Origin of the sequence: Microbacterium halotolerans (assembly GCF_003569805.1) — a bacterium.
Lineage (GTDB): Bacteria > Actinomycetota > Actinomycetes > Actinomycetales > Microbacteriaceae > Microbacterium > Microbacterium halotolerans.
Genome location: NZ_KZ984051.1, coordinates 1367869 through 1385785, shown reverse-complemented (window position 1 = coordinate 1385785; position 17917 = coordinate 1367869). Strand labels below are relative to the sequence as shown.

Sequence of the window (17917 nt, the reverse complement as noted above, 5' to 3'; positions counted from 1 at the left end):
GCACGGCGGGCCAGAAGACGCAACGTTTGGCTGCTGTTCGATTCGAGGCGCGGGATGCCGACGACCGCCGATGCACAGCGCAGTCGATTCGTCAGGCCGTCGGAGCAGGGCGCCCGGCCGAGGGGAACCGTGTGCCCCAGTCGTGCAGACCGACTGCGTCGTGTGCTATGCCTGCGCCGGATCGCCCCGCTCAGGCGTCGCGGGCGAGGCGGAAGCCGATGTGGGTCGTTGCCGAGTCGTCGGACTGCGACGAGCGGGCCGCGGGGCGGTAGCGCAGGCAGTACTCCGGCGCGCACAGGTGCGAGCCGCCCTTGAGCACGCGGTTCTTCACGCCCATCGGCGCCGGCTGGTCTCCTCGTGCGGCGGACGACGACGGCGAGCACGTGCATCCGTCTCCCCCGCCGCAGCCGTCGGACGAAGCCCCTTCATCCGCGTCCGGTGACGGGCCGGAGCCCCCCAGCAGGTTCTGGCGCCCTTCGGCGGTCACCTGCGGCGGCGCGTGCCCGGCCGGATCGTGGCGCGGTGTCCACTCCGATGTGGTCCACTCCCACGAGTTCCCCGTCATCTCGTACAGGCCGTACCCGTTCGCAGGGAACGATCCGACGGGAGCCGTGTAGACCCATCCGGATGCCCCGTCGTTCTGATATGGGAACCGTCCCTGCCACGAGTTCGCACGCGCGCCGTCGTTGGGCTCTTCGCCCCAGGCGAAGGTCGCCCCGTCGAGGCCTCCGCGGGCGGCGAACTCCCACTCCGCCTCGGTGGGCAGACGCGCGCCGGCCCACCCGGCGTAGGCGAGAGCGTCGTCATAGGCGACCTGGACGACCGGATGATCCTCAAGACGGGCGATGTCGCTCTCGGGGCCGCGCGGGTGGCGCCAGTTCGCCCCGGTCTCCCAGCGCCACCACTGGCGCCAGTCGCGCAGGTCGACGGGACCGTCAGTCGGAGTGAACACGAGCGAGCCTGGTTCGATCTCTGCTGCACCGGGGAACGCGTCCGGATCGATCGGCCGCTCGGCGACCGTGACGTACCCGGTCTCATCGACGAAGCGCGCGAAATCCCGATTGGTCACGGCGTGCGCGGCGATCCGGAATGCTCCGACCCAGGCCTCATGCTGCGGCCCCTCCTCCGGGTAGAACCGCTCAGAGCCCATCCGGAACGCACCGCCGGGCAGGGAGACGAATTCCGTCATAGATTCACCATCGCAATCACGAGAAAGAAGGCAACGGCCACGCCGATCGCGAGCACCGCAAGCGTCGCGAGCAGCATCGGCTTGCCGTCGCCGCCGGTGTGGCCGTATGTGTGCAGGGAGTCGTGCACGCGCCGGTACTCATACGCCGCGGAGAAGTACGCCGCGACGGCCAGACCGGCGGCCGCCAGCCCCATGAGCACGCCGAACACGCCGAACGCCTCGACGGTGTAGCGAGCAAGGATCACGCTGCCCACCGCGAACGACAGGCACGTGCGCCGCCAGGACAGCAGCGTGCGCTCCGGCTGCAGCCCTGGGTCGTACGGAACGCTCACACGAGGCTCCCGATGAACACCAGCGCCGCCCCGACGATGACGCCGATGACGATGACGCCGCCGATCGACAGGCCGGGCAGCGGGCTGTTGTGGCGCAGTGCGCGCTCCGTGGAACTCCATCCGATCCATGCCTGTGCCGCGGCGACGAGGCCGAGGATCAGGAACACCGCGGCGGCCGCGAGTCGCCATGCCGGCTGGATCGGCAGCTGCAGCGCCTCGAGTGCCACGGCCGCGGCGAACAGTGCGAGGGATGTGCGCAGCCACGCCAGGAAGGTGCGCTCGTTCGCGAGGCTGAAGCGGGGGTCAGGCTCATCGCCATCTCGATAGACGTTCCTCGGGAAACGTGTCCGCACCATGTGTGAGATCCTCCTGCTCCTGGCGTGCTGGCCCCGCTGCGGACCGCACCGTCCTGTCTACGTTAGCTGGCGTGCGGACGCCCGCGTCGCCGGCCGGATGACCAGGGCGCGGTGCGACGAGGGGCGTCGGAGCGCTCTTCGCGGCCGAGCACGGCGACGGCGACTGTCGGGAGCAGCGTACTGGTCCTCCGAGCAGGTCGGATGCTCCTCACCGCACCGGCAGGATGTGCTGTGGGCGGGGCGTCTCGAGTCGGTGGCGCACGCTTCCCGGCACGCCGGTGCGCTCGTCGAGTGACAGCGACGCGATCTCCTCGGAGTCCTGGCCGGCCACCAGCAGCGTGTCCCGCACGACCACGTGGTGGCGCGGGACCGTGATGCCGGAGTCGACCAGCGCGACCGGTTCGAGGCGCTCGCCCTCGCCGCCGACGCGGAGCACCTGGATCGTGTCGCTGCCGCGCAGGCCCGCGTACAGGAACAGCTTGCCGTGGCCGGGCGTCAGTTCGGCGCCCGTGTCGCCGTCGAACGCGCCCGTCGACACTGAGGCGACCACGCGCCAGCGCGCGTCAGGGCCCTCGGCGAGCGTCCACACCTCGCACGAGAACTCCGTGATCACGTGCAGGTGCCCGCTGGGGTGCATCACCATGTGCCGCGGCCCGACACCGAAGGGCAGAACGATCTCGTGGTCGGGAACGAGGCCGGACGGCGTGACCCGCCAGACGCGGACCAGATCGTAGCCGAGGTCCGTCGTCGCAACGCGACCGTCGGGGAGGAACGTCGCAGAGTGCGCGCGCGATGGGCGGCGTGCGGCTTCGGCGGGTCCGCTCCCGTCTGCATCGGTCGCTGGGGCCTCACCATCGGATATGCCTGAAAGCGCATCCGCCTCATCCTGCGCGCGCTGCTGTGCCAAGCGCTCCGCGGCGCTCGGTTCGCTCGGGGCGTCCGCGAGCAGCCCCGCCACATCCTCGACACTGGGGATGAGGAATCCACTCGGGGTCTCCTCAGCGCCCGCTCCGGCGCCCACCTGCGCGACATCCAGCGCAGCCCGCTCCGCCGCGCTCGCTGCGCCGAAGTCCACGCCTGTGCTCGCCCAGTCCGGGCTCATGCCGCCCGGGGCATACGGATCGTCTGCCGCGCGACCCTGCGCGGGCTCGCCGAGCGAACCGTCGCCGCGCAGCGGCACGTGCGTGACGCGGCCGTCGCCGTAGCAGGAGGCGACCAGGCGCGATCCGTCCGGCGCAACCGCGATGTGGCAGACCCCGTCTCCGACATCGGCGGGGGTGCCGAGCATCTCGAGCGCGGCGTCGCCCGTGCGACGGTACGCGGCGACACGGCCCGCGCCCTCGAGTGCGGCGTACACGACCTCGTGCTGCGGGTGCGGAGCGAGCCACGTCGGCGACGGCGCTTCTACGGCCACGCCGAGATCGGCGAACGCCCCTCCTGCAAGCGAAGAGTCCGCCTCGCCCGCCGTCACGGCCGTGATGCCGCGACCCTCCGACCCCATGTCCGCGCCGCGCGCTCCGATCCAGAACCTCATGCGTCCATCCTGCCTCGCGCGGGACTGTCCTGGCGATACGGCGTCGCCGGGCGCAGTCCGCTTCCAGGGGCAGACGCGGTGAGCGGTCATGGCCTAGATTCGGGAGGGATGATCCCGCCGACCGATTCCGCTGCCCTCCCCGACGTCGCCGAGGTGCTCGCCGCGACGCGCGTCGTCTCGTTGCCGATGGCGACCCGATTCCGCGGCGTAACTCACCGCGAGGCTGCGCTCATCCGGGGCCCGGAAGGATGGGCCGAGTTCTCCCCCTTCCTCGAATACGACACGGATGAGGCCTCGACCTGGCTCGCCGCGGCGCTCGACTTCGCGTGGCAGCCGCAGCCGGAGCCGCGGCGCGATCGCATCACGGTGAACGCCACCGTCCCGACTGTCGGCCCCGCGCAGGTTCCGGATGTCCTGGCCAGGTTCGACGGATGCCGCACAGCAAAGGTCAAGGTCGCCGAGCGCGGGCAGTCGCTTGCCGACGACATCGCCCGCGTGCGCGCCGTGCGGGAGGCGCTCGGTGCGGAAGGGCGCATCCGGATCGATGCGAACGCCGGATGGAACGTCGACGAAGCCGAGCACGCGGCGCACGCGTTGAGCGAGTTCGATCTGGAGTACATAGAGCAGCCATGCGCCACGATCGACGAGCTCGCCGAGATCCGGCGTCGGCTCGTCGACTGGGACATCCCGATCGCCGCCGACGAATCGGTGCGCAAAGCGGACGACCCGCTCGCCGTGGCGCGTGCGGGCGCGGCCGACATCCTGATCGTCAAGGCGCAGCCCCTCGGCGGCGTGCGCCGTGCGCTGAACATCGTCGCCGAGGCCGGCCTCCCCGCTGTCGTCTCGTCAGCGCTCGACACCAGCGTCGGCCTCGCGCAGGGCGCCGCGCTCGCTGCCGCCCTGCCCGACCTCGACTTCGACTGCGGCCTAGGAACGGCAGCTCTCCTTGCGGCCGACGTCGCCTCGCCCCGGCTCATCCCCGTTGGCGGCTCCATTCCCGTACACCGCATCGCGCCCGATCCGGAGATGCTCGCCGAGCACGCCGCATCCTCAGAGCGCACCGTCTGGTGGCACGAACGCATCCGAGCGGCCCACGCGGTTCTCGTCGCCTGACGAGTCACGACAGCAACTCGGTCCTCTCGACGCCGCCGACCTCCGACCTGCCGCTTCCAGACGTCACAGGAGCACAACGCAGTCGATCTGCGCACCGTCTCGCCCACCGCTCCGCAGTCGCACGGGCACGGCATACGCTTGCCATCGGATCGACTGCGTTGTGCAGCCGCGCTACGCGATGAGCGCCTGCGCCACTGTGACGACCGTCTCGTGGCAGGCGCGATTGCGCTCTTCCTGCGGTGTGCGGGCGATCGCCGATGCACGCGCCGTCGACTCCCATGCCGCCATCATCAGCCGCGCCGCAGTGGTCGCGTCGACCCGCAGCGTCAGTCTGCGCACCTGCACGACCTGCTCGACGATCGCGGTCACCTCGGCGATGAAGCGCTCGTTCTGCTTCAGCAGCGCGGCGCCGAAAGCCTCATCGCGCATCGCCCTGATCTCGCTCTCGGCCATCAGAATCATGTCGTCGCGTGTGGCACCGAGGGTGTCGAGCACACGCAGCAGCGAGTCGAAGTCGTCGTCCTCGGCGAACGTCGGATCCTGCTCGAGTTCCGAGATCCGCTGCCTGACCCGCTCGAGCTGACGGCGCCCTGCGGAGTCGGAGAGTTCGAGGAACAGCTGGTCCTTGGTCTCGAAGTTCGAGTAGAACGCTCCGCGGGTGAAGCCCGCCCGCTCGCAGATCGCCTCGACCGACGTGCCGCCGATGCCGACCTCCGCGAACACTTCTGCCGCGGCCTCGAGCAGCCTGGCCCTGGTGTTCTCGCGGCTCCGCGTCGGTTCTGCGCTCATTGATAACCCTCTCTCACGCGACGCCCAGCCTAGACGTCCGCAGCACAGACTACGATACACTTACGTATTGGATACACTGCTGTATCGAAACCGTTTCTCATCCGCTCGGAGGCGCGTGTGTCCACCCTGCTGTACTCCCTCGGCCGCTGGTCGTTCCGCCACCCGTGGCGCGTGCTGACCGCGTGGCTGCTTCTCCTGCTCGTCGTCGGCGGCGGTGCGCTCGGCCTGGGAAAGAGCTTCGACAATTCGTTCTCCATCCCCGGCACCGAGGCGCAGGAGGGCCTGCAGCAGCTCGAGCGCACCTTCCCGGAGGTCGCCGGCACGAGCGCACAGGGCATCGTCGTCACAGCGGACGGCGACAGCGCCACCGATGAGGCGTATCGCGACCCGATCGAAGACTTCGTGGACGCGGTCTCCGACCTCGACGAGGTGTCGGCTGCGACCTCGCCCTACGACGACAGCGTCGACGGCACGATCTCGGACGACGGCACCGCCGCCATCATCCGGGTGCAGCTCGACGGCGAGTCCACGACGATCTCGGATGACGCGAAGGATCGCATCGAGAGCGCCTTCGCCGATATGACTGCCGAGCTGCCGGATGGCGCACAGAGCGCGCTCGGCGGCGACCTGTTCGCCACGGAGCTGCCCGCCGTCACGATCACGGAGGCGTTCGGGGTCATCGTCGCACTGATCGTCCTCATCGTCGCTTTCCGCGCCGTCGCCATGGCCGGTGTGCCCCTCGGTGTCGCCCTGCTCGGCGTCGGGGTCTCCATGCTGGGCATCGTGGCGGCCACGGGGCTCGCGACGATCAGCTCCACCACTCCTCTGCTCGCGCTGATGCTGGGCCTCGCCGTCGGCATCGACTACTCCCTGTTCATCGGCGCGCGACATCAGGATCAGGTGCGCGAGGGCGTCCCGCCTGAGGAATCCGCTGCCCGCGCGACCGGCACCGCCGGCTCGGCCGTCGTGTTCGCCGGCGTCACCGTGCTGATCGCGCTCATCGGTCTCGGCTTCGCCGGCATTCCTTTCCTCACCACGATGGGCATCGCCGCCGCCGTCGCCGTCGCGATCGCCGTCGCGATCTCGATCACACTGACACCCGCGTTCCTCGGCTTCGTCGGCAGCAGGGCCGCCGGACGCCCTCCCCGCGCACGGAAGAAACCGCGCAAGGATGAGAAGGAGAAGCTCGGTTTCGCCCGTCGCTGGGTGGGGCTGGTCACCCGCCACCCGATCGTCACGACCGTCACCATCGTGCTCGGCCTCGGCATCGTCGCCATTCCCGCAGCCCAGCTCGCACTCGCGCTGCCGAACGCGGGCTCGCTTCCCGAGGACTCTGATGCCCGCCAGGCGTACGACCTCACGGGCGAGCACTTCGGCGAGGGCTTCAACGGCCCGCTGATCCTGACCGGCTCGATCATCACCAGCGACGACCCCGTCGGCGTCATGGAGGATCTCGCCGACGAGGTCGAGAAGATCGACGGCGTCGCAGAGGTCCCGCTGGCGACGCCCAACGAGACGATCGACACCGGCATCGTGCAGATCGTGCCCGAGACCGGCCCATCGGATCCGGAGACCGCCGACCTCGTCCGCGAACTGAGATCGCACCACGACGAGTGGCTCGACGAGTTCGGCATCGATCTGAAGGTCACCGGCTTCACCGCGGTGTCGATCGACATCTCCGATCAGCTCGGCGATGCGCTTCTGCCGTTCGGCATCTTCGTCGTCGGCCTGTCCTTCATCCTGCTGATGATCGTGTTCCGTTCGATCTGGGTGCCGCTGAAGGCCGCGCTCGGGTATCTGCTGTCGATCCTCGCCGCGTTCGGGGTCGTGACGATGGTGTTCGAGTGGGGGTGGGGTGCCGACCTGCTTCACATCGCCAAGACCGGCCCCGTGATCGCCTTCATGCCGATCGTCGCGATGGGTGTGCTGTTCGGCCTCGCGATGGACTACGAGGTGTTCCTCGTCTCCCGCATGCGCGAAGACTACGTGCACGCCGCGCGCCGTCTGGGTCCTGTCACCGACAGGGCGAGCAGACGGGCGGCGAACCGCCTCGCGGTCGAATCGGTCCGCACCGGCTACGCCGCCTCGGCGCGTGTGGTCACGGCCGCCGCGATCATCATGTTCGCCGTGTTCGCCGCGTTCGTGCCGGAGGGCGACTCGAACATCAAACCGATCGCGCTGGCGCTCGCCGTCGGCATCGCGATCGACGCCTTCCTCATCCGGATGACACTCGTACCCGCCGTGATGGCGCTCCTCGGGCGGCATGCCTGGTGGATGCCGCGCTGGCTGGAGCGCCTGCTGCCCCACTTCGATGTCGAAGGCGAGGCGGTCGAGCGCGAACGTCGGCTCGCCGACTGGCCCGAGCCGGGCTCGACGGCCGTGATCGCCGCCGACGACCTGCGCATCGCCGTCGGCGACCGAGTGCTCGTCGACGGCCTGGATCTGCGCCTCGAACCGGGTGAGGCGATGATCGTGCAGACTCCGGATGAACGAGCAGCGCGGGCCGTGGCCGTCGCGGTGGCCGGACGCACCGCCTCACAGGGGCTCCTGCGAGTCGCCGGTCACCTGATGCCGGGGCGCGCTTCATGGGTGCGCTCGCACGTCGGCATGGCCCTGTTCGACGACAGCACGTCACCGGCCGATGCGACGAGGCAGGCGCTGCGAGGCTCACCACCGCTCGTCGTGCTCGACGGCATCGACCGGCTCGGCGATTCCGACCGGGATCAGCTCGCCGCCGCACTCCGCGACGCCGCACACGCAGCCGATCCGGCGCATCCCGTCGCCGTTCTCGTCACCGCGACCGACGAGCGCTCCGCGCGTTCCGTTCTGGCGAGCGCCGGATGGCCAGACCCGCTCACGCACACCACGACCCGTTCCGAGGTGAACGCATGACCGCTCTCGAACGCGCACGCGCGCGCAAACCCATCACCTGGCTCACCGTCATCGGGCTCCTGCTGCTTCCCGTCGTCATCGGCGGCGTGCTGATCGCGGCACTGCACAGCCCCACCGATCGACTCGAGAACATGACGGCCGCGATCGTGAATGACGACGAGCCGGTCACGGTCGATGGGCAGTACACGCCGCTCGGGCGTCAGCTCGCCGCCGGCCTGGTCGAAGGCGCGGACGACGAGGACAGCAGCAACCTGACCTGGGTGGTCTCGAACGACGACGACGCTGCGGACGGCCTCGCCGACGGCACCTACCAGGCCGTGGTGACCATCCCGGAGAACTTCTCGGCGGCCGCCATGTCGCCAGCCGAGAGCCTGTCGGGCGACGACACGACGCCGGAGCAGGCGAAGATCGACGTCGAGACCGCACCGGATGCGCTCATCGTCGACCAGGCGATCACGAGCCAGCTCGCCGACGTCGCGGCCGGTTCGATGGGCGACACGCTCTCCGAGGGCGTGCTGTCGAACCTGCTGGTGGGCTTCAGCACCATGGGCGATCAGCTCGGCGACGCAGCGGAAGGCGCGCACCAGCTGGCCACCGGCGCCGATGACGCGCAGGACGGCGCGGCGGACCTCGCGGACGGCTCAGACCAGGTCGCAGACGGCGTGGGTCAGCTCGGAGGCGGCCTCGACCAGCTCGCCGACGGCGCGGGCTCCGCGTCGGCGGGCGCGCAGGAGCTGGCGGGCGGCGCGCAGGACCTCGCCGACGGAGTGCCTGCGCTCACGGATGGAGCGAACGGTCTCGCCGCCGGCGCCGCCGGCCTCGCCGACGGACTCAGCCAGCTCGACGCCGGTGTGAACGGCTCGGCTGGCGACCCCGGTCTCGTCGGAGGCGCGCAGCAGCTCGCCGGCGGCATCGATCAGCTCGCTGCGGGTGTGAACGGCGACGGAACCGCCGCGAACCCGGGCCTTGTCGGCGGCGCAGAGGGCGTCTCACAGGCGACGGCCGGGCTAAATGCCGGCCTCAACGGCGATGGCACGGCTCAGAACCCGGGGCTCGCGTCAGGCACGGACCAGCTGGCATCCGGACTGCAGCAACTCGCCGACAACTGTGCGGCGATGGGCGGCGGCGCCGTGTGCGCGCAGCTGGAGCAGATCGCCCCACAGGCGCGCTCCATCGCCGACGGCGCAGGGAAACTCGCGCCGATCGCCGCACAGGCTGCGCCGGGGGCGAGCGAGCTGGCCGCAGGCGCCATTGAACTCTCTTCAGGGCTCGCGCCCCTGTCCGACGGCGCACAGCAGCTCTCCGCCGGAACGCAACAGCTCGGCGACGGCATCCCGCAGCTCGCCGACGGTGCCGACCAGCTCTCTGCGGGCGCCTCCCAGCTCGCCGACGGCACTGGTCAGCTCTCCAGCGGTGCCGGCGCCCTCGCGGACGGCGCATCAGGACTGGCCGACGGCGTCGGTCAGCTCACCACGGGCCTCGGCCAGGCGGCCGCGAACGTGCCACAGCTCGAGGACGGTGCGACCCAGGTCTCCGACGGCATCGTCTCACTGGGCGACGGCATCGGCGAGCTGGGTGACGGAGCGGGCGAGCTCGCGGACGGCCTCGACGAGGCGGTCGAATCCGTTCCGTCCTACGGCGATCAGGAGGCGGAGGATCTTGCGAGCGTGGTCGCGAATCCGGTGACCGCGTCATCCGGCACCAGTCTGTTCGGCGCAGCGTCGATTCCGCTGCTCGTCGTCGCCGTGCTCTGGTTCGGCGCACTCGCGACGTTCTTCGTCCTGCGCGCGGTCTCGGCGCAGGCGCTGACCTCCCGCCGTCCCTCGGCGTTCCTCGCCGCAGGTTCCCTGCTCCCGGCCGCCGCGATCGGCGCCGTGCAGGGCGGACTCGTCGCGGGAATCGTGCAGATCGTCGCCGACTACGAATCCGGTGTCTTCTGGGGCCTGCTGGGCATGTCGGTGCTCGCCGGCGTCGCATTCGCGGCGATCCACCAGGCGCTCGTCGCGGTCTTCGGCGGCGTCGGACGCTGGATCGCAGGCATCATCGGGGCGCTCACCGTCGCGATCAGCATCGTCTCGACGATTCCGGATGCGCTGGTCGCGCTGCGCGGCATCCTGCCCACGGTTCCGGCGTTCGACGGCATGCTCGCCGTCATCGCCGAGTCGACCGGTGCGGGTGCGGCGGCGATCTCCCTCATCGTCTGGGCGGTGCTGGCGTTCGTCGCGACTGCGATCGCGGTCACCGCCCGCCGCACGGTGAACACGAAGGCGCTGCTGAAGCCGTCGCTCGCGTAGTACTCAGTCCAGCAGCCAGTGGTGCCGGAGCATGAGAGCGCGGTCCAGCGCCGCGACGATGCCGAGCGCGCCGACCACCGTGCCATCCGGAACCGGAAACCTCGCAGGGGCGGTGCGCGTCTCGTTCAGCCGGCCGTCGACGTACAGGCGCACCTTCTCATCGAAGTCGAAGAAGTTCAGATCGATGTCGTAGCGCGCCGCTTCCGCTTGTGCGCCGAACGACGAGCGCTACAACCGCTCCCACCCGTGCACGGGTTCGAGGGGCGCCCGTCCCCCGGCTCGACTTTCTTGCCCATGCCCCCATCGTCAGTGGGTTGCGCCGGTCGGGGCATCCGTCTTTCGGATGATCTCCTCACCTCGGGTGTGGCAGATCGCGGTTCCGCCGGAATCATGGCGCAGTTCGGCACACCTGATCGGCCGCGCACCCCCGGAAGGCGCAGTGTCGTCGCTCGTCGTGCGTGCTTCAACAGGCAGATAGAGCTACGTCACGCGTCGGAGTCCTCGACGTATCGCAGCACGAACTTCGCATGTTCGCCGCGCATGCGGCGCCGAACATAGAAGACCGGCTTCCCGTCGGCATCAGCCGTCACGCCGTCGCGCACGAGCAGCGGGCTGCCCACGTCGGCGCCGAGCAGATCCGCCTCGTCGAAGTCAGCCGCCGTCGCCGAGAACGCCCGCCAGAGATACACGAGGGCGATGTCTCCGGCGGCTCGCAGCGTCGTGACCACAGTCTCGCCCTCGCGCACGCTCGCAGCGCGCTCGCCGAGCCTCGTCGGCATCCAGTACGAGTTCACGATCCATGGCTGACCGCTTCGGAACATCACACTGTCGATGCGCACCAGCTCTTCGACTGTCATTCCGAGGTGCCCGGCCGCCAGGCGCCCGGTGGGCGAATCGTCGGCAGCGCGCGAGTCGATCCGCTCCGTCACTCGGACGGAAGCCGCTTCGGAGCTCCCGTTGTCCTCCTCTGATCCGAGCAGCGCGGCGTGCACGCTGTCGCGACGCTGCGCGCGCGCCGGCACCGTCGAGACGATCTCCACGAGCGATGGCGGCTCCGCGACGAAGGTGCCGGAACCGCGGCGGATCTGCACGATGCCGAGCTTCTGAAGCTCCGCAATCGCCTGCCGCACAGTGAGCCGATTGACTTCGAACCTGCTGCTGAGCTCATGCTCAGCGGGCAGCCGTTCTCCGGCCGTGTAGCCGCCGGCGCGGATCTCGTCCCAGAGGATCAGGGCGATACGTCGGTACTGCGCGGCCGCACCGCGGGGCGTTGTGTGCATCGAGAGCTTTCTGGGCCATTCATTTCGGGGTCACGTTCGGTTCACGGTATCCATATAGACATCTAGATGTACAGCCCGCTCGACGCCGTGTCCTGCGATCTGGCTCCATCACCTGGAAGGTACATCACCCCCATGTCTCGTTCCCTCACACCACGCAGCGCAGCCGTCGGCCTCGCCGCCGTCGGTCTCGCGCTGACTGGTTGCTCCGCAGCAGTCCCCGCCGACGCCGCGCCGGATGCCGACGCGATCGTCGACATCCAGGTCGGGTTGGAACCGACGAGCCTCGACATCTCCACGACATCGGGGGCGGCACTCGAAATGCTCCTGATGCCCAACGTCTACCAGGGTCTCGTCGACTCGGACGGCGAGGGCGGATACGTGCCGTCGCTCGCATCCGATTGGTCGGTCTCCGACGACGGCCTCACCTACGCGTTCGACATCCGAGACGACGTCGTATTCCATGACGGTTCCGGCATGACGGTCGACGACGTGGTGTGGTCTCTCAGCCGGGCAAGCGGCGAAGACTCCGTGAACCCCGACGCGGGGCAGCTCAGCGATGTGGAGACGGTCACCGCGATCGACGACGACACCGTAGAAGTCGAGCTGTCCTCGCGGAACTCGGGCTTCCTCGGCGCGCTGACCTCGAACGCCGGGATGATCCTCTCCGAGGACTCGGATGCCGATCTGGCCCTGGAGACCAACGGCACCGGGCCCTACACCGTGACCCAGTGGAACAAGGGATCGACCGTCACGCTCACACGCTTCGACGACTACTGGGGCGAGAAGCCGGAGAACGGCGGAGCCGTCGTGCATTTCATCTCCGACGCGACGACCGCTGCGAACGCACTACTGGCCGGCGAGGTCGACGTCCTCACGACGACGACCGCTGAGACGACGCCGCTGTTCGACGACGAGTCGCAGTACACCCTGACCGAAGGCGACTCGCGCAGCTGGATGACCCTGGGCATCAACCACGCGGTGGAGGGCCTGGACGACGTCCGAGTACGGCGCGCCATCCGGATGGCGATCGACAAAGACGGGCTCATCGAGACCCTGGGCGGCCAGGCCACCCGAGTCGGCAGCATGGCCACGCCGTCCGACCCCTGGTACGAGGATCTGACCGACATCGACGCCTATGATCCCGCCGCCGCACGCGATCTCCTCGCCGAAGCGGATGCAGAGGATCTCGAGCTCGGCTTCCGCGTCTCCAACACGTACGATACGCGCATCAGCGAGTACGTCGCCGCACAGCTCGGCGAGGTGGGCATCGACGTGGAGATCGAGCAGCTCGAGTTCTCGACGTGGCTGGAGCAGGTGTTCAACAACCACGACTACGACCTGTCGATGGTGCTCCACGTGGCCCCCGCGCTGACGGGCAACTACAGCAATCCCGACTACTACTGGAACTACGACGACGCAGACGCTCAGCGACTCGTCGCAGAATCGATCGCGACCACCGACGCCGACGAGGCGGTCGAACTCACCCGTGAGCTCGCCAGACACATCAGCGAGCAGGCCGTCAGCGACTGGCTCTACTCCCCCACGACCGTCGTCGCGGCGCGCACCGGCATCACCGGCATGCCGCTGAACGGGCTCGCCAATCGCATGCCGATCGCATCCGTGGCGGTTGCCGCACAGTGACGCTCCGGCTCGGAGGCCGCGGCTGGCGGGCGACGGCACTCGTCGCCCGCCAGCTCGCGGTGCTGGTCTTCTCCCTGTTCGTCGCCAGCATCGTGATCTTCGCCTCGTTGGAGATCCTGCCGGGCGATCAGGCGTCGATCCTTGCCGGGACCGACGCGACACCGGCGCAGCTCGAGCAGATCCGCAGCGAGCTCGGCCTCGATCGCCCTGCGATCATCCGGTACCTCGATTGGGTCGCTCAGGCGATGCGCGGAGATCTGGGCAGCTCGCTCATCGACCACCGCGACATCGGCCAGGAGATCGCGGAGAAGATGGCCGTGACTGCCCCGCTCGGGCTCGCCGCCCTCGCAATCGGCATCATCGTCGCTCTGCCGCTCGGAATGCTCGCCGCTGTCGGCACGAACCGCTGGTACGGTCAGGCGATCTCCGGTGCTTCTCAACTGGGCATCGCCATCCCGACGTTCGTCGTCGGCATCGTCGTCGTGCGCGTCTTCGCCGTCGATCTCGGGCTCCTCCCCGCCCAGGGCTTTCCCGCCGATCGCTGGGGCAGCCCCGTCGACGCGGCGCGCTCGCTGGTGCTGCCCGCTCTCACCCTCGGCATCGCTCACGGAGCGGTGCTCATCCGGTTCGTGCGGTCGGCGGCCCTCGACGTCCTGGAACAGGAATGGGTGCGCACGGCGCGTTCGCACGGCTGGCGGCTGCCGCTGATCCTGGTCCGGCAGGGACTGCGGAACACCGCGCTTCCGCTGCTCACTGTCGTCGCACTCGAGATCGCAGGGCTCCTCACGGGTGCGGTCATCGTCGAGCAGGTGTTCTCGCTCCCCGGCATCGGACAGCTGGTGCTCACAGGCGTCGGGAACCGCGACTTCTCCGCGGTGCAGGGCACGCTCCTGTTCCTCACCGCGCTCATCATGACGATGACTCTGGCCCTGGACCTGATCAATCGTCTCGTCGACCCACGATTGGCGGTCGAGCGATGACTCGCGCCCTCTTCCGTTCTCCCACCGGGCTGATCGGCCTCACCTCGCTCACGCTGCTCGTGCTGACTGCCGTCGTCTCATGGGTATGGACGCCGCACGATCCGCTCGCCGTGGATCCGGCCGCCGGATGGCTTCCGTTCAGTCCTGATCATCCGCTCGGCACCGACTCGCTCGGCCGGGATCAGCTCAGTTCGGTCCTCGTCGGCGCGCGCGTGACGCTGGTCGCGACATTGCTGGCAACCGGCATCGCCGCGTTCCTCGGCATCATCATCGCGATCGTCCTCTCGATCGTCCCTCCCACGCTCTCGGCGTTCCTGCAGCGCCTCGTCGACGTGTCCATCGCGTTCCCGACCCTCATCGTGGCCATCATCCTCGTGACCGGGTTCGGCGCATCGACGCTGATCGCCTCGATCTCCATCGGACTGTCAGCATCCGTCATCATCGCCCGCACCGTGCTTCCCGAGCTGCGCCGGGCGCAGAAGAGCGACTTCGTCCTGCTGGCGCGTGCTGCCGGCGCAGGACGGGCACGCATTCTCAGGGTTCATGTGCTGCCCGCGATCGCGCCGACGTTCATCGTGCGCACCTCGCAGGTGATGGCCTCAGCTGCACTCGCAGAGGCGGGGCTGAGCTATCTGGGGTTCGGAACCCCGCCGCCCACGCCCAGCTGGGGCCGCTCCCTCGCCGATCTGCAGTCGCAGATCCTCACCCGCCCCGAGTACCTCATCGCCCCCGCTCTCGCGATTGTCATCGTCGTTGTCGGCCTCAACCTGCTCGGCGACGCACTGCGCGACGGGCTCCTGCCTCGGGCACACCGGACCCGCACGACCACGCCCTCGAGCACCGACCCATCACGGAAAGCGACCGTCGCATCATGACTCTCCTCACCATCACCGACCTGTCCGTCGACATCGCGGGGCGCCGCGTGGTCGATCGCGTGTCATTCACCGTCGACCGCGGCGAGCGCGTCGGCCTGATCGGGGAGTCCGGAAGCGGAAAGTCGCTGACGTGCTTCGCCGCATCCGGGCTCCTGCCCGAGCGCGCCGTCGCCACCGGCAGCGTCGTCGTCGACGGGCAGGAAGTCCTGGGATCAGACGAGAAGCGCCTCGCGTCCGTGCGCGGATCTGCGATCGGCATGGTCTTCCAAGAGCCGCAGACTGCGCTCGATCCCTTGATGAGGGTCGGCCGCCAGATGACGAGCCCGCTCGAGGCACGACGCAGGCTCGGTCGTCGTGAGCGGGAGCGCATCGCGATCGAACTCGCATCCGAGGTCGGCCTGCCCGACCCTGACGAGACGATCCGCCGTTACCCCCACGAGTTGTCAGGCGGGCAGCGTCAGCGCGTCGTCATCGCGGGCGCTCTGGCATCACGGCCGTCGCTGCTGATCGCGGATGAGCCGACGACGGCTCTCGACGTCACGATCCAGGCCCGCATTCTGCGCCTCCTGGAGGACCGCTGCCGCGCATACGGCGCGGGCCTCGTGCTGGTCACGCACGACATGGCCGTCGCGTTTCAGACCTGCGATCGTCTGCTCGTCATGCAGGGCGGGCGCGTCGTCGAGCACGGCACGCCGATGGATCTGATCGAACGCCCGATGGAGGCGTACACGTCGGCGCTCGTCGAGGCCGCATACGAGACCGGATGGCATCCTCCCGCGCCGGCGATGCAGGTCGCCGCATGACCGCTCTCTACGAGATCGACGGCGTCTCGCATCGGTACTCGCGCCGCTCGCGTCCCGCGCTGGATGACGTGTCGCTGTCACTGACGAAGGGCAGCGGCCTCGGCATCGTCGGGGAATCGGGCTCGGGCAAGACGACGCTCGCGATGTCGATGCTGGGGTTCGTCCGGCCGTCTGCCGGTGAGATCCGTTTCGACGGCCGATCGGTGGCGTCCATGAACAGGCGGGCGCAGCGTGACTTCCGCCGTCGCGTGCAGCTCGTGCTGCAGGACCCGTACGCCTCGCTGAACCCGCGCATGCGGGTCGAGGATCTCATCTCCGAGCCTCTTCGCATCGCCACGGGCAAGCGGGATCACGCCGCTCGAGTGCACGAGCTCCTGGCTGCGGTCGAGCTGCCTGCCGAGCTTTCGGTGCGGCGTCCGCACGAGCTCTCCGGCGGACAGCGTCAGCGGGTCGCCATCGCACGAGCGCTCGCGCCGCGCCCCGAGGTGGTCATCGCGGATGAGCCGGTCTCCGCCCTCGACGTGTCGGTGCGTCGCAGCGTGCTCGCGCTGCTGCGCAGGCTCGCCGAGCACGAAGGCGTGACGTTCGTGGTCATCTCGCACGACCTGGGCATCATCGACCGGCTGTGCGCTGAAGCCGCTGTGATGCACGAGGGCCGGCTTGTCGAGCACGGACCTACGAGCAGACTTTTGAGTGCGCCGGAGCACCCCTATACGAGCGAACTGATCTCGAGCATTCCCGCTCTCCCGCCGCGCAGGACGGCGGGGATTCGATGACTGAGACGATGCAGCGGGTGCGCCTGCACAATCTGCGCGACATCGGCGGCATCCGCATCGGCGGCGGCCGATTCGCCGACGCTGTGCTGTACCGCTCGGCCGCCCCGCTTCGCGACGACCCGAGCATCGCCGCCGCCGTCCACGACCTCGGCGTCCGCAGCATCGTCGATCTGCGGGACCAGCAGGAGAGGAGCATGAGCCCGGATGTCTGGGGCGCGGCCGATCTGCGCGTCGAGCACCTCCCGGTGTTCCAGGATCGGCTCCGATCCATCCGCTTCCAGACGCTCGACGAGCTGTACGACATCATGCTGGGTGACTTCGCGCCGTCGGTGGCCGCCGCCGTCGGCGCCGTGCTCACGCGGGTCTCGGAAGGGCCGACCCTCGTGCACTGCACCGCTGGCAAGGATCGCACCGGCGTCGTGATCGGGATCGTACTCGACCTGCTCGGAGCGGACAGAGCCGACGTGCTCTCCGACTACGAGCTCTCGCAGTCGTCGCTCGGACGCGACTACCTGCGCGATCTCTTCGGAGTCGCAGGTCCCGACGACCTGCCGGGCGGTGCGGCGCACCGAGCGACGTCAGCTCCGCGCGCTCTCCTCGCCGGGGCGCTGGCTCGCGTCAGCGACGAGTTCGGCGGGGCGGAGGCATTCCTCCTCGCCCACGGAGTGCCACAGCCGACGCTGGACGCGTCGCGACTCCTCATCGAGCGCACCTCCGCCATCGGAACGTGACAGCGGAGTGCCGCGGCCGGTCATCGCGGAGCCACCCCTCGTCGTGCCTATCTCATCCGGGAACTGCGTCGAACGGCCGCCAGCACTCAGGCCGCCAGCCCGAGGTGTGCACCCATGCCACGCTGGGGCGCGCGGGCGGGGTCGGCGCTTGCGGGCGGCATGAACCACGCCGTTGCATGCGTGCCGGTGCCGCGTCGACGAATCGCGAGTGCCACCAGCTCTGCCGATGACAGCTCCCCGACCGCACGCTCACCGCCGGCGGAGGCGAGCTGCTCGAGCGCCTCGGCGAGTCCGATCAGGTTTCCTTCCATGCCCCAAGTCCAGGAAGAACC

17 protein-coding genes are annotated in these 17917 nt (G+C 69.4%); 9 read left to right on the top strand and 8 right to left on the bottom strand.

What is annotated here, in order from left to right:
• Window positions 1-190 precede the first annotated feature (190 nt).
• From DZG09_RS06210 to DZG09_RS06195, 4 genes are all read right to left on the bottom strand, one after another.
• Window positions 191-1189 (bottom strand): formylglycine-generating enzyme family protein, encoded by a 999-nt coding sequence (locus tag DZG09_RS06210; protein WP_119696754.1) that lies wholly within the window; start codon window positions 1187-1189, stop codon window positions 191-193.
• Entirely contained in the window at window positions 1186-1521 is a 336-nt protein-coding gene (locus DZG09_RS06205; protein WP_119696753.1) for a DUF202 domain-containing protein, read from the bottom strand. Before DZG09_RS06205 ends, DZG09_RS06210 begins: the two co-directional genes overlap by 4 nt.
• The gene (locus DZG09_RS06200) at window positions 1518-1877 is read right to left on the bottom strand and encodes a YidH family protein (RefSeq protein WP_119696752.1); all 360 of its coding nucleotides are present in this window, start codon (window positions 1875-1877) and stop codon (window positions 1518-1520) included. The genes DZG09_RS06205 and DZG09_RS06200 overlap by 4 nt, the downstream gene beginning before the upstream one ends.
• A 208-nt stretch (window positions 1878-2085) precedes the next feature.
• Window positions 2086-3411, bottom strand: coding sequence for a lactonase family protein (locus DZG09_RS06195; protein ID WP_119696751.1), 1326 nt, complete (start codon window positions 3409-3411; stop codon window positions 2086-2088).
• Between the two features lie 108 nt (window positions 3412-3519).
• Here DZG09_RS06195 and DZG09_RS06190 point away from each other — a divergent pair, with 108 nt between their 5' ends.
• The gene (locus tag DZG09_RS06190) at window positions 3520-4524 is read left to right on the top strand and encodes an o-succinylbenzoate synthase (protein WP_119696750.1); all 1005 of its coding nucleotides are present in this window, start codon (window positions 3520-3522) and stop codon (window positions 4522-4524) included.
• Window positions 4525-4695: 171 nt separating this feature from the next.
• Here the strand turns inward: DZG09_RS06190 and DZG09_RS06185 are convergent, their stop codons facing one another.
• Window positions 4696-5313: a TetR/AcrR family transcriptional regulator gene (locus DZG09_RS06185; RefSeq protein ID WP_119696749.1), complete on the bottom strand. Its 618-nt coding sequence runs from the start codon at window positions 5311-5313 to the stop codon at window positions 4696-4698.
• 117 nt (window positions 5314-5430) lie between these two features.
• Here DZG09_RS06185 and DZG09_RS06180 point away from each other — a divergent pair, with 117 nt between their 5' ends.
• Together DZG09_RS06180 and DZG09_RS06175 are read left to right on the top strand one after the other, a co-directional pair.
• Window positions 5431-8205: an MMPL family transporter gene (locus DZG09_RS06180; protein WP_119696748.1), complete on the top strand. Its 2775-nt coding sequence runs from the start codon at window positions 5431-5433 to the stop codon at window positions 8203-8205.
• The gene (locus tag DZG09_RS06175; protein ID WP_119696747.1) at window positions 8202-10499 is read left to right on the top strand and encodes a YhgE/Pip domain-containing protein; all 2298 of its coding nucleotides are present in this window, start codon (window positions 8202-8204) and stop codon (window positions 10497-10499) included. The genes DZG09_RS06180 and DZG09_RS06175 overlap by 4 nt, the downstream gene beginning before the upstream one ends.
• Window positions 10500-10502: 3 nt before the next feature.
• Here the strand turns inward: DZG09_RS06175 and DZG09_RS16535 are convergent, their stop codons facing one another.
• Both DZG09_RS16535 and DZG09_RS06170 read right to left on the bottom strand, forming a co-directional pair.
• Window positions 10503-10652 (bottom strand): hypothetical protein, encoded by a 150-nt coding sequence (locus tag DZG09_RS16535; RefSeq protein WP_162893184.1) that lies wholly within the window; start codon window positions 10650-10652, stop codon window positions 10503-10505.
• Window positions 10653-10984: 332 nt separating this feature from the next.
• Window positions 10985-11779 carry a GntR family transcriptional regulator gene (locus DZG09_RS06170; protein WP_119696746.1) on the bottom strand — a complete coding sequence of 265 codons (795 nt, stop codon included), beginning with the start codon at window positions 11777-11779 and terminating at the stop codon, window positions 10985-10987.
• A gap of 132 nt (window positions 11780-11911) precedes the next feature.
• On the opposite strand from DZG09_RS06170, the gene DZG09_RS06165 reads away from it, so the two are divergent.
• Genes DZG09_RS06165 through DZG09_RS06140 form a run of 6 tightly spaced genes read left to right on the top strand, consistent with a single transcriptional unit; the run spans window position 11912 to window position 17585 of the window.
• Window positions 11912-13420, top strand: coding sequence for an ABC transporter substrate-binding protein (locus tag DZG09_RS06165; RefSeq protein ID WP_162893183.1), 1509 nt, complete (start codon window positions 11912-11914; stop codon window positions 13418-13420).
• Window positions 13417-14400 carry an ABC transporter permease gene (locus tag DZG09_RS06160; protein ID WP_119696744.1) on the top strand — a complete coding sequence of 328 codons (984 nt, stop codon included), beginning with the start codon at window positions 13417-13419 and terminating at the stop codon, window positions 14398-14400. The genes DZG09_RS06165 and DZG09_RS06160 overlap by 4 nt, the downstream gene beginning before the upstream one ends.
• A complete protein-coding gene (locus DZG09_RS06155; RefSeq protein WP_119696743.1) occupies window positions 14397-15275 on the top strand; it encodes an ABC transporter permease in 879 nt (292 codons plus the stop codon). The genes DZG09_RS06160 and DZG09_RS06155 overlap by 4 nt, the downstream gene beginning before the upstream one ends.
• Window positions 15272-16078: an ABC transporter ATP-binding protein gene (locus DZG09_RS06150; protein WP_119696742.1), complete on the top strand. Its 807-nt coding sequence runs from the start codon at window positions 15272-15274 to the stop codon at window positions 16076-16078. Before DZG09_RS06155 ends, DZG09_RS06150 begins: the two co-directional genes overlap by 4 nt.
• Complete coding sequence (locus DZG09_RS06145; protein ID WP_119697426.1) at window positions 16075-16854, top strand: ABC transporter ATP-binding protein; 780 nt, start codon at window positions 16075-16077, stop codon at window positions 16852-16854. The genes DZG09_RS06150 and DZG09_RS06145 overlap by 4 nt, the downstream gene beginning before the upstream one ends.
• Window positions 16851-17585, top strand: coding sequence for a tyrosine-protein phosphatase (locus DZG09_RS06140; RefSeq protein WP_119696741.1), 735 nt, complete (start codon window positions 16851-16853; stop codon window positions 17583-17585). The genes DZG09_RS06145 and DZG09_RS06140 overlap by 4 nt, the downstream gene beginning before the upstream one ends.
• Before the next feature lie 86 nt (window positions 17586-17671).
• Here the strand turns inward: DZG09_RS06140 and DZG09_RS06135 are convergent, their stop codons facing one another.
• On the bottom strand, window positions 17672-17896 hold the full coding sequence (locus tag DZG09_RS06135) for a hypothetical protein (RefSeq protein WP_119696740.1): 225 nt from the start codon (window positions 17894-17896) through the stop codon (window positions 17672-17674).
• Window positions 17897-17917 lie beyond the last annotated feature (21 nt).

What these genes read in the sequence shown, in the direction of transcription:
- DZG09_RS06210 (WP_119696754.1), bottom strand. Translation starts at nt 1,189, where the DNA reads ATGACGGAATTCGTCTCCCTGCCCGGCGGTGCGTTCCGGATGGGCTCT.
- DZG09_RS06200 (WP_119696752.1), bottom strand. Translation starts at nt 1,877, where the DNA reads ATGGTGCGGACACGTTTCCCGAGGAACGTCTATCGAGATGGCGATGAG.
- DZG09_RS06195 (WP_119696751.1), bottom strand. Translation starts at nt 3,411, where the DNA reads ATGAGGTTCTGGATCGGAGCGCGCGGCGCGGACATGGGGTCGGAGGGT.
- DZG09_RS06190 (WP_119696750.1), top strand. Translation starts at nt 3,520, where the DNA reads ATGATCCCGCCGACCGATTCCGCTGCCCTCCCCGACGTCGCCGAGGTG.
- DZG09_RS06185 (WP_119696749.1), bottom strand. Translation starts at nt 5,313, where the DNA reads ATGAGCGCAGAACCGACGCGGAGCCGCGAGAACACCAGGGCCAGGCTG.
- DZG09_RS06175 (WP_119696747.1), top strand. Translation starts at nt 8,202, where the DNA reads ATGACCGCTCTCGAACGCGCACGCGCGCGCAAACCCATCACCTGGCTC.
- DZG09_RS06170 (WP_119696746.1), bottom strand. Translation starts at nt 11,779, where the DNA reads ATGCACACAACGCCCCGCGGTGCGGCCGCGCAGTACCGACGTATCGCC.
- DZG09_RS06165 (WP_162893183.1), top strand. Translation starts at nt 11,912, where the DNA reads ATGTCTCGTTCCCTCACACCACGCAGCGCAGCCGTCGGCCTCGCCGCC.
- DZG09_RS06155 (WP_119696743.1), top strand. Translation starts at nt 14,397, where the DNA reads ATGACTCGCGCCCTCTTCCGTTCTCCCACCGGGCTGATCGGCCTCACC.
- DZG09_RS06150 (WP_119696742.1), top strand. Translation starts at nt 15,272, where the DNA reads ATGACTCTCCTCACCATCACCGACCTGTCCGTCGACATCGCGGGGCGC.
- DZG09_RS06145 (WP_119697426.1), top strand. Translation starts at nt 16,075, where the DNA reads ATGACCGCTCTCTACGAGATCGACGGCGTCTCGCATCGGTACTCGCGC.
- DZG09_RS06140 (WP_119696741.1), top strand. Translation starts at nt 16,851, where the DNA reads ATGACTGAGACGATGCAGCGGGTGCGCCTGCACAATCTGCGCGACATC.
- DZG09_RS06135 (WP_119696740.1), bottom strand. Translation starts at nt 17,896, where the DNA reads ATGGAAGGAAACCTGATCGGACTCGCCGAGGCGCTCGAGCAGCTCGCC.